The following is a 10,910-nucleotide window of genomic DNA, read 5'->3' as shown; positions in this document are numbered from 1 at the left end:
ATGTGGTGCAGCGAGCGCCGGTCTGCAGCCCGTGCTTTCAGCGTACCTGTTCGATCGGCTACCGCTGCCTGCGCGAGGTGGCTGCGGCCGATGTCCTGCGCGTCGTGGCGGCCGCGTGAGAGTGCTGGTGGTCGCCGCACGCGTGCCGCTCGAGCGCGCGCGCCGCGCGCTGCACGGCCTGGCGCGGCGCGGGCACCAGATCGCATGGCTCGGGGACGGCGCTCCGGATCTTGCGTCGGTTCGGCGCGTGAGGGGTGTTCGAGAACTGGCGGGCTGGCAGGCGGAACTCGTCACCAGCGACGGGCCGGAGCCGCTGCGTGCCGCCCGGTGGGGCTGGGTCGCGCGCGTTCACGCGATGGTGTTGCCGCTCAGCCTTGAACGCGTGACTCGCTGGTCGGCGCTCGATCGATTCGCATGGGGGAGCCTGCATTCGCACGGCGTGCTCGACGGCGCCGAGGGCGAGGCGCTGCGCGCCGCACCTCACGGGATCGATCTCGAGCGCGTGGGTTTGTGGCCGACCGCCGAGTTCGAATCGGGCGGTGAGGCCTCACATCCGGACGTCGAGATTCTCGAACGCGCGTGCGAGCGGGCGATCGCGCGGCATCGGGGTCGAGGGGAACGTGTCGGGCTCTTCCTCGATCGCGACGGCACGCTGGTGCGGGAGGTCGGCTACCTCTCGGATCCGGGCGATCTCGAACTGCTGCCGGGCGTCGACGTCGCACTGCGGCGCGCCGCGGACGCGGGCCTCGCGCTGGTCGTGATCTCGAATCAGGCCGGGGTCGGTCGCGGACTGTTTCCGCTCGAACGCGTCTACGAAGCGATGGCGCGCCTGCGCGAATTGCTGCGCGAACGCGGAGTGGAACTCGACGCGATTCACTTCTGCCCGCACCGTCCAGGCGAGGGGTGCGTGTGTCGCAAGCCCGCGCCGGGTCTGCTCGAACGCGCGGCGCAGGATCTGCAACTGCGACTCTCGGCCTCGGTGATGGTGGGGGACAAACGCCTCGATCCGGCCACCGGGCACGCGGCGGGAGCGCGAGGCGTTCTGGTGCGCACCGGCTACGGGCGCGAAGAAGAACAGGTGCTCGGCAGCGACGGCTTCGAGTCGCCGGATCGCGTGTTCGATGACCTGCCCGCGGCGATCACCTGGTGGCTCGACGAAGGCCGAGCGCTCGGCCCGCGGAGCGCCGAGCGCCGTTAGCGCTTCGCGACCTCGAGCACGTAGCCCGCGTCGTTCGGCAGGCGGTGATAGCGCAATGGGCGCGTCGCTCCCTGATACACCGAGGGATCGAGATAGCGGTCATCCGCCAGCACGTCGAGATTGTCGGGATAGCGCCCGCTCTCGCGATGATAGAGCTCGAGTACGTCACGGACCTGGCGCATGCCCTGCTGGACGAAGACGTCGGTCGACGGGTGCGGGTTCGGAGACTGCGGCACGAAACGCGACGACCACTGGAATGCGAAGAACAGGGCGATGACCGCGCCCGCGAATGCGAGTTCGCGCCCGAGCTCGAACCGCGCCGGAGTCTGAATCTCGACGTGCGGCAGCAGCGTCGGCGCCTCACGGCCCGGATCGCGACGGCCACCCGGCTCCAGCCAGTTCGCCTCCAGCATTCGATGCAGCGCTTCGTAGGCTTCGTATTCCGAGAGCGGGGCGGCCTCGACCACTTCGGCGACCGTGTGCTGGCCGTCGATGAGCCCGAAGATCTCCTTTTCTTCTTCCGAGAGCGGCTCGTCGGGGTCCGGCAAGTCGCGGACGCCGAGAAGTTCGTAGGGGTCGCGGAAGCGCGCGACGTAGCGCTTTTCCTCGTCGACGCGACGAGCCGCCTCGATCAGCGCACCTTCCATGCTGAGTCGCACGCGCGGAGGATTCGGCCACCGCGAGTTCGGATCGAAGCGATAGGTGCCGTTCTCCCATCGCACCAGCTGCATCAGGTCGTCGAGCAACTGCCGTTCGAGATAGTTCGACATCTCGTCGGCTTCGAGGTAACGACCATTCTCGAGCAGGTCCTCGAGATCGCGACCCGACTCGCGCTGAATACTCAGGATTCCACGGCGCTGCTCGTCGGACAGCCGGTGTGCCTTGACCAGGAAGCTCAGGAACGGGTCGTCGGCTCGCATCCCGGGCTCGCGCGAGGACACGATGCGGCCGTCGAGCACGAAGAGTCGCGCGCGCTCGGTGTTCCACTCCAGCAGCAGGCAGCCGGTTTTCTTCTGGGTGCCGAGGAGCTGAAGGATCTCGGTGACCGAGAAGTCGCGAAGGTTTCCCTGGAGTGCCATGCGTCCCTCAGGCGGCGTCGGCGTGGATGCGCGAGATCGTGGCGACGCGTCCGCGAACCGGAGCGACTTCGGACTGCGCGTCGAGGCGGGATTGACGGGAAATGAATGCCATGACTCCGAGCGCGTAGAGCAGGATCCAGCCCAGCGCCAGTTCGCCGCCGCCGGCCATGCCGACCAGTCCGAAGGTCGGTTCGGCATCGAACGGCTCGCGTACGCCGAGGGAGAGGGCGATCAGCATGACGGCCGCAGTGGCGAAGGAGAAGCCGAGGAATACACGGCGGAACGCGAAGAACCCGTACCCCGGAAGCAGTCCGGCCAGCCCGGTTCGCACTCCGCGATAGGTGCGCTGGACCGTGCGACGGCGCTGATTCAGGAGCACCCGTGCGAATTCCGGAGACTCGGCCCGTACCTCGGCGTTCGCGCAGTCCGGGCACAGTGCGAGTTCACGCCGCCGCACCGCACAGCGGCGGCAGATCACGGCGTCGCAGTTGGAACATGCGCGCAGTGGCAGGCGTTTGTGCCAGAGCATCGACAGCGTGATGCCGAGCCCGAACACGACCACGCCCAGCAGGGACGTGAACGGGCCGCGCGCCTCACGCAGGCCGCGCCATGCCGGTGGGAGCTGCGCGCTGGTGTGCTCGCGCGCGTCGGGAGTGAGCATCGCCTTCCAGGCGGATCCGGGCTTGATCCACTGATCCGCGAGCGGCAGCGAGCCGTCGCGCGAAGCCGACTGATAGGTCTGCACCAGATCGAAGTCGAGCGCGGCCGCGCGCGAATAGGCCTCGTTCGCCGAGTGGTAGTCGAAGCGGCGGGTGTGGACCTGTCCCATGTTGAAGTACGCGGCCGCGTTCTCGGGCTGGATCGCGATCGCGCGCCGGTAGAGTTCGAGCGCACCATTCGAGTCCCCGCGGATCGCGAGCAGGTTGGCCAGATTGTTGGTCGCGCGGTCGTCCTCGGGGTTGGAGCGCAGCGTGAGCCGGTACGCTGCCTCGGCCGAGCTGAAGTCTCCGCCACGGCGTGCCACCCAGCCCAGACCGAACGACACGAACGGGTTGTCGGGGTGGCGCTCGCTGAGACGACGCACTCCCGCGAGGCGTGCGGGAGTGAAGGTCTCGTGCTCGAGCGTCATGACGCCGAGAAACGGCGGACTGTCATCGCGCAGCGGCAGGGCGAGCAGCCCCGTGACGCGCCCGGCGAGCGGAGCCAGTGCGACCATCAGCGCGAGGCCGATCGGAATCACGCGTTCTCTCCCCTTGAACTGAGTCCAGAGCATTCCAAGGTAGAGCAGCACCGGAGTCGCGATTCCGAATCCGAGCAGCAGCGGGAGCGCCAGCAGAACCCAGGTCCATACCCGCGCGGTGAACGGAGAGATCACGCGCGCCAGGCGCTCTTCCCACATGTGACGCAGTTCACGCTCGTGCACGACGACCAGCACCACTCCACTGGCGAGGAAACCGAAGAACAGCGCGTGGAGGAGCCCGAACAGCGCATTGGCGATCACGTCGAACTGGAGCTGGAAGCTGTGACGCAACAGATGGGTCAGCACGCCGAGCTCGTGCAGCGCCTGACTGGGCTCGCGGTACAAGTACCAGCGCGCCAGCCTGGCATGCGGACTGACGAAGCCCGGGTCGAGCGCGGCGGACGCCCGGATCAGGCGGATGCCCTCTGCGACCTGGCCCGAGTGGAGCGCGTCGAGGCCGCGCCGATGAAAGACTCGCGATTCGACCGGCAGCGCGGGAATGTGATTGATCGACTGCCAGCTCAACCATGCTTCGGGTGTGCGCAGGTCGAGGGGTGGTGCGGACGGCGGAGGCGGCAGCATTTGCGGAATCGTCGAGCTCGCTGGCGCTTCCGGACCCGCGGGCGCGGTGCGTGAAGCCACTCCGCGCGAATCGATCGGAGTCACGATCGGGACTGCCGGGGACCGAACCGCAGGGGCCGAGCTCGCGACCGGGGGGGTGGTTTCGGTCCGTTCGGGAGCCGGGCTCGGCGCCGCCACCACTGCGGGAGGTGAAGCGACCTCGGGCTCCGAACTCGGCTCCTGGGCCTGCGCGGTTGCGACGATGCCGAGCAGCAGCAGGAGTGCGCCGAACAGCCACTCGCCCACGCGAGTGCCGCGACCCCGCTCGCTCGGTTGTGACCCTCCGAGCCACGCGGATCCTGAAGTCCTGCGGTGGTATCGAGTGGTGTGAACGGCCATCGAACCCATCCTTGACAGGGCCAACGGGGCATCCGTAAGTTGCCCCACGTTCACGCGCATTATCGGCGCCCGGTCCCCGATTCTTCACGGGCTTCCGTGGCTCGGAACCTCCTCCTGCCGACCGCGCCGTTCCGAAAGGATCCCGAGTCCCCGTGAGTTCCACTCCCGCCGCGACCACTGTTGCCTGGATCCGGATCGCCGCCGCCCCTGCTCATGTCGGGGGGGGGATCGAGATCCGGGGCTGGGTCCACCATCGACGCTCGAGCGGCAAGATTCAGTTCCTCGTGGTGCGGGATGGGAGCGGCCTGATTCAGTGCGTTGCGGGACGTGATGACGTCTCGGCCGACGACTGGGAGACGCTCGAGCGCCTGACCCAGGAAGCGGCGGTCGTGGTGAGGGGCACCGTCCGCGCGGACGCTCGCTCGCCGGGCGGGGTCGAACTCGGCCTGCAATCCGTGGTGCTGGTGGGGGCGGCGGAAGGCTTTCCGATCACGCCCAAAGAGCACGGCACCGACTACCTCATGGATCACCGGCACCTGTGGCTCCGCTCGCCTCGGCAGCAGGCGATCCTGCGGCTGCGCGCCGAGATCGTGGCTGGATTTCGGGACTTCATGGACTCCGAAGGCTTCGTGCTCGTCGATGCGCCGATCTTCACGCCGAGCGCTTGCGAAGGCACCACCACTCTGTTCGAGGTCCAGTACTTCGACGAACACGCCTACCTGAGCCAGAGCGGTCAGCTCTACATGGAAGCCGCAGCGATGGCGCTCGGACGCGTGTACTGCTTCGGCCCCGCGTTCCGTGCCGAAAAGAGCAAGACCCGGCGGCATCTGATCGAGTTCTGGATGATGGAACCGGAGTGGGCGTTCGCGACGCTCGACGACGTCATAGCGCTCGAGGAGCGGCTGCTGGTCTCGGTCGTCGCACGCGTGCTCGACCGGCGCCGCGAAGACCTGAAGCGCGTCGAGCGCGATACGGCGCCGCTCGAGCGCATCCGCGGACCGTTTCCTCGTATTCACTACAACGATGCAGTCGAGCTGGTGAAGGCGGCGGGCTTGCCGTTCGAGTGGGGCAGCGACTTCGGCTCGCCGGACGAGACCGAGATCTCCAAGCGCTACGACGTGCCGGTGTTCGTGACGCACTATCCCGCCGCCGTGAAGCCGTTCTACATGGAGCCCGATCCTGCCGACTCGAGGCTGTCGCTGTCGTGCGACTGTCTGGCTCCGGAGGGCTACGGCGAAATCATCGGCGGCGGCCAGCGCATGTCGTCGCTGGAGCTGCTGACCCGCCGCATCGACGAGCACCAGCTCCCGCAGGAGGCGTTCGAGTGGTACAAGGACCTGCGCCGCTACGGCTCCGTCCCGCATTCCGGCTTCGGGATCGGGGTCGAACGCACGCTGGCCTGGATCGCGGGGCTCGACCATGTCCGCGAATCGATCGCCTTTCCTCGCATGCTCAACCGGTTGCGGCCCTGAACGGCGCCCGTGGCGTGACCTCAACGTGATTGACAGCATCGGTTTCCGCTTCCTAGACTCACGTCACTTCGGCGTCCGGGCACGGGCCTTCCGGCTCCTGCGCTGGGCGCCCGTGTTGTTTCTGCCGTTCGTGGCCGCGCTCCTGACCGGGTGTTCGCGTCCTGCCGGGGAACGGAATCCGGAAGAAACCATCACCGGCGGGAGTATCAGCATCGTCAGTCCTCGGGAGGTGCTTCCGCTCGTACGGCAAGCCGCCGTCGAGTTCGAAGCGCGCTACCCCGAGGCGCACATTCGGGTCGAGGAGGGAACGTCAAGCGACGCGGTACGCGCGCTGTTCGGCGCGACTGCGGATCTCGCGATTTTGACGCGGGATCTCGGAACCGACGAGCGGGCGGCTGCGGTACGTGGCCGGCTCGCGCTCGAGGGTTACGCGTTCGCACGCGACGCGATCGTCATGGTGGTGAACCCGCGCAATTCGGTCGAGAATCTGTCGGTGCCCGACGTTCGCAAGCTCTACGCCGGGACCGCGCGCAGCTGGAAGGAGTTCGGTGGAGCTGATGCGGCGATCGAGCCCTCGATCCGCACCGATGCCCCCGACCTGGTCGAGGCATTCGCGCAGCAGGCACTCGACAACCGCGCCGTCGCCGCGCCCTCGCTGCGAGCGGCCTCGGACTCCGAGGTGGTCGCGCTGGTGGCGCGACGACCCGGTGCGGTCGGCTACGTGACGCTCGGCGCGCGGCGCGAAGGCACGCGCGACCTGCGGCTCTCGCGTCTCGACGGACTTCCCTATTGGAGTCCGGATCTCGAAGCCATCCACGAAGGGGACTATCCGCTCACTCGCTCGCTGCACGTGTATGCGCGCGAATCGGGCCCCCCGCTGGCCAAGGGTTTCATCACGTTCATGACGAGTCGCGAGGGCCAGAGCCTGGTACACGCCGCCGGCCTGCTGCCGACCGCGATTCCGCTTCGATTCGTGCGTCGCTCCCCGATGAAGGGTTCTCACTGAGAGGAGAGTCGAGATTCTCGATATGAAGACGCCCCTGAGTTCATCGCGGTGGATGCTCACCTGTCTCATCGCCGGCGCGCTCGCGACGAGTGCGCTCGCACCGATGGCCCGCGCGGACGACGTCAAGGACGGCAAGGCCGCGCTGGCCGCCAATCGCCTCGACGACGCGATGCAGTCGTTCGAGCGGGCCGCCTCGCAGGGCCTCGCGGCCGGCCGTGCGGGAGCGGGTCGCGTCTACCTGCGCCGCCGCCAGCTCGACAAGGCACTCGACGCGTTTCAGATCGCGCAGAAGATGGACGCGGGCCTCGCCGAAGCGCATTGGGGCCAGGGCGAGGTGCTCAAACGTCTCGACAAGTGTGCGGAGGCCGTGCCGTTTCTCGAGAAGGCCGTCGACCTGGATCGCAAGTTTCCCGAAGCGCAACTGTCGCTCGGCGAGTGCCTGATCGCGATCAAGCAACTGGATCGGGCCAGCGAGGCGTATTCGGTCGGACTCAAGTGGGGACCCCGGTGGACGCCACGCTTCCTGGTCGGTCTCGGTGGGGTCGAGACCGCTCGGGATTCGCTTCGCGCCGCCGCGATCTACTTCACGCGTGCTCGTGAGCAGGCGCCGTCCGATCCGGATGTGCGGCGCGCGCTCGGTGACTTCTATTTCGGGCGCGGGACTTGGGCGCTCGCGGCGCTCGAGTACCAGGCGGCCGTGGAGATCGACAGCTCGGATGCCGAGCTGCACTACGGTCTCGGTCAGGCGCTGTTTTACGACAAGCGCTACAACGAAGCCCTGGACGAATACCGGATCGCGGTGCGTCAATCCCCGGAGTTCGCGGCCGGGCAGCTCGCGCTTGGAAACATCCTCTACCTCTCGGGGGCGGCAGATCCACGGCGCTACGCGGAAGCGCGTGTGCCACTCGAAGCCTACGTGAAGCTGGCACCCGACGACCCGCGGGGCCTGAGCGCGCTGGGACGCACGCTCTACTACCTGCGCGAGCGCGATGCCGCGATCGAGATGATGACGAAGGCCTCACAGCTCGGCGAGAAGAGCAAGGACATGTACACGGTGCTCGGCCGCGCGTTCGCCGACAAGCGGGAATGGCAGAAGGCGATCGAGGCATTCGAAAGGGGTGAGCCGGGGCCGAAGGAGGCGTTGATCGTTGCGCAGATCCTCTCGTTCACCGGACAACCACTGCGCGCGGATTCGGTCTATCAGGCGATCATCGCGCGCGACTCGACCAGTGGCGATGCGCGGTTCGCGCTCAACGAGCTCGGCAAGATGAAATTTGCCGCCAAGGACTGGAGCGGGGCGCTCGGACTGTTTCAGCGTCGAATCGCTCTTGACCCGCGCAACGGCGAGGCGTACTACTACAGCGGCTTGTCCTACAAGCAGATGGACCAGCTCGGAGAGGCCATCAACGCGCTCCGGCAGGCGGCCGCTCTTGACAGCGCTCGCGCCGATCGGCACTTCTGGCTCGGGGTGTTGCTCGACCAGCAGAAGGACGTTCCGGGCGCGACGGTCGCCTTCGCTCGAGCGGTGGCACTGGATTCCACCAGCAAGCTGATGGGCAAGGCCTACGCGCAGCTCGGCTACTACGCATTGCTCGACAAGAATTGGGAGGGTGCGGCCGGCCAGCTCGAGCGCGCGGCAGCGCTCGACCCTCAGGACAAGCAGTCCCTCGTGTGGCTCGGGCAGGCGTATCAGAACAGCGGCAATCGATCGAAGGCGCTGGAAACCTACCGGCGCGTGCTCGCCATCGACCCCGCGCAACCCGACGCGCTGAGGGGCGTCAAGGCGGTTTCGGGCGGCGCGCCCAGCCCCAGCAAGGGAGGCGGACAATGAAGCAGCGCCAGGTAGAGAGCATCACCGTACTGGCTCCGAAGGGGTATCTGACCGGCGGCGAGGAAACCGACGAACTCGATCGCGTCATCAAGCAGCTCGGTGAGAGTGGCAACAAGCACCTGGTCGTCAACTTGAGCGAAACGCAGCACCTCAATTCGACGGCGCTCGGCGTGCTGATCTCGGCGCATACGAGTTACGTCAAGCGCGGCGGCCAGATGAAGCTGTGCTCGGTGGACAAGCGCATCGAGAACATCTTCGTGATCACGAAGCTTTCGCTGGTGTTCGACGTGTACCCGAACGAAGAGCAGGCGATCGCGAGCTTTGCCGAGTCGCGGTCGGTCTAGCGGGACTCCTCCATGGCCCTCAAGCGTCGAGAGGTTCGGTCGATCGTCGTGTACTCGCTGCGCGGGAGTTTCTTCGGTGACCGCGAGACCGACGAGTTGCAGAAGGTGCTGCTGGACGAGGCGGCGGCAGGGAATCAGCATCTGGTGCTGAACTTTTCGGAATGCGATGCCTTGAATTCGGTCGCGATCGGCGTGCTGATGCGTGCCTACGCGAATTACAAAGGCCGCGGAGGCGAGATCAAGTTGTGTGGGCTCGGCAAGCGGTTGCAGCAGTTGTTCGTGATGATGAAGCTGATCATGCTGTTCGATCACCACGAGACGGAGGAGCAGGCGATCGCTTCGTTCGCGGTAGGCGGAAACGCACCCGCGTGAGAGCAGCGATCGAATTTCCGTTTCTCGCTCTACCTGGCGACCGGACCCGTGCGGGTCGGCGCCATGTCGGTCGATGTGGCCGGCATGACATCCCACAGGCACCCCGGAGCCGCAGCGCGACCGGGTCCAGGAGGACACGCAACCCATGAACCGTTTCATCGTCCCGCTCGGATTTCTTCTCGCCGCCGTGGTTTCATTCGGCATCTGGTGGTTCCTGCCGGCGCTCGGAGAGGTCGGAACTCAGATGAAGCAGGGCGGACCGCTCGTTGCGGCGCTGATCATGCTGGTCATTCTGCAGACCGCGTTCATCATCGAGCGACTCTGGAGCCTCAAAAAGGCTCAGGGCAAGGGCCCGCTTCCGGAGTTCCTGAACAACGTGCGCAAGCGGCTTCACGCGGGTGACGTGGACGGCGCGATCCAGTTGTGCGGGCAGCAGCGCGGTTCGGCAGCGAACGTGATTCGCGCCGGCCTCGAGCGCTTTCAGCAGCTTCGCAAGGAAGGCGCCCCGAAGGACAAGATCGTAGCCGAGACGCAGGCCGCGATTCAGGAAGCGAACGGCCTCGAAGTGCCGCTGCTCGAGCGCAACCTGATCGCGCTTTCGACCATCGCGTCGATCGCGACCATGATTGGACTGCTCGGAACCGTGATGGGTATGATCCGCTCGTTCGCCGCACTCGGGCACGCTGGCGCCGTCGACGCGAGCAAGCTCGCCGTCGGTATCTCCGAAGCACTGATCAACACCGCAGGCGGGCTGTTCTGCGCCATCGCCGGCATCGTCGCCTACAACGTGTTCGTGACTCGCGTCGACTCGTTCAACTACATGATGGACGAGGCGTCGTACGAAGCGGTTCAGCTGCTGTCCGCCTCGGCCAGCGATCGCAAGTAAGAGGGGAGTCGCACGATGCTCAAAAAGATGCGCCGCATCGGCATCGCCATCGACATGACGCCGATGGTCGATGTGGCGTTCCTGCTCCTCATCTTCTTCATGTGCACGACGCAGTTCGATCCTCCGGAAAAGGACAAGATCAACCTGCCGGAATCGAATTCGGAGGCCAAGGCACCCGAGTCCGACGTCGTCACGATCGCCGTCACGGCACCGAAGCCGGAATACAACAACCTGTCCGGTGTACGCGTGATCTGGAGGGAGAAGGGCAGCGAGGTGTCGCAGGAGTTGCTGCCCGAGAACGTGAAGGACCAGCTCGGAACCATTCTGACCCGGGCGCGCAGCGCGAACCCGGGGGCGCGCATGATCGTGAAGATGGACAAGAATGCTCAGTACGGGATCATGGCGGACATGATGTCCGGACTGCAGTCGGCGAATGCCACTCGATTCAACGTCATGACCGACCTCGAAGGCGGAGCGGGCGCGCTCGCCCGTGCGGCGGGCGGCGAACACTAGAAGGGGGAG

At 66.6% G+C, this 10,910-nt stretch carries 10 protein-coding genes; 8 read left to right on the top strand and 2 right to left on the bottom strand.

What is annotated here, in order from left to right; genetic code table 11:
* Positions 1–355: 355 nt before the first annotated feature.
* Positions 356–1,198 carry an HAD family hydrolase gene (locus HOP12_12745; protein NOT35015.1) on the top strand — a complete coding sequence of 281 codons (843 nt, stop codon included), beginning with the start codon at positions 356–358 and terminating at the stop codon, positions 1,196–1,198.
* On the opposite strand, the gene HOP12_12740 is transcribed toward HOP12_12745, so the two are convergent.
* The gene (locus HOP12_12740; protein NOT35014.1) at positions 1,195–2,277 is read right to left on the bottom strand and encodes a DUF4388 domain-containing protein; all 1,083 of its coding nucleotides are present in this window, start codon (positions 2,275–2,277) and stop codon (positions 1,195–1,197) included. The genes HOP12_12745 and HOP12_12740 overlap by 4 nt on opposite strands.
* Before the next feature lie 7 nt (positions 2,278–2,284).
* Positions 2,285–4,384 (bottom strand): tetratricopeptide repeat protein, encoded by a 2,100-nt coding sequence (locus HOP12_12735; GenBank protein NOT35013.1) that lies wholly within the window; start codon positions 4,382–4,384, stop codon positions 2,285–2,287.
* Positions 4,385–4,665: 281 nt separating this feature from the next.
* Between HOP12_12735 and asnS the strand changes: the two genes are divergently transcribed.
* The 7 genes from asnS (at position 4,666) to HOP12_12700 (ending at position 10,901) form a co-directional block, all read left to right on the top strand.
* A complete protein-coding gene (gene asnS, locus HOP12_12730; protein NOT35012.1) occupies positions 4,666–5,949 on the top strand; it encodes an asparagine--tRNA ligase in 1,284 nt (427 codons plus the stop codon).
* Between the two features lie 25 nt (positions 5,950–5,974).
* On the top strand, positions 5,975–6,955 hold the full coding sequence (locus HOP12_12725; protein ID NOT35011.1) for a solute-binding protein: 981 nt from the start codon (positions 5,975–5,977) through the stop codon (positions 6,953–6,955).
* A gap of 22 nt (positions 6,956–6,977) precedes the next feature.
* Positions 6,978–8,786, top strand: coding sequence for a tetratricopeptide repeat protein (locus tag HOP12_12720; protein ID NOT35010.1), 1,809 nt, complete (start codon positions 6,978–6,980; stop codon positions 8,784–8,786).
* Positions 8,783–9,130, top strand: coding sequence for an STAS domain-containing protein (locus HOP12_12715; GenBank protein NOT35009.1), 348 nt, complete (start codon positions 8,783–8,785; stop codon positions 9,128–9,130). The genes HOP12_12720 and HOP12_12715 overlap by 4 nt, the downstream gene beginning before the upstream one ends.
* Before the next feature lie 12 nt (positions 9,131–9,142).
* The gene (locus HOP12_12710; protein NOT35008.1) at positions 9,143–9,502 is read left to right on the top strand and encodes an STAS domain-containing protein; all 360 of its coding nucleotides are present in this window, start codon (positions 9,143–9,145) and stop codon (positions 9,500–9,502) included.
* Positions 9,503–9,647: 145 nt separating this feature from the next.
* On the top strand, positions 9,648–10,388 hold the full coding sequence (locus HOP12_12705; protein ID NOT35007.1) for a MotA/TolQ/ExbB proton channel family protein: 741 nt from the start codon (positions 9,648–9,650) through the stop codon (positions 10,386–10,388).
* A 15-nt stretch (positions 10,389–10,403) separates the two neighbouring features.
* A complete protein-coding gene (locus HOP12_12700) occupies positions 10,404–10,901 on the top strand; it encodes a biopolymer transporter ExbD (protein NOT35006.1) in 498 nt (165 codons plus the stop codon).
* Positions 10,902–10,910: the final 9 nt, after the last annotated feature.

The organism is Candidatus Eisenbacteria bacterium, assembly GCA_013140805.1.
Lineage (GTDB): Bacteria > Eisenbacteria > RBG-16-71-46 > RBG-16-71-46 > RBG-16-71-46 > JABFRW01.
Note: the sequence above shows the minus strand (reverse complement) of the source record. Positions and strands in the feature narration are given on the sequence as shown.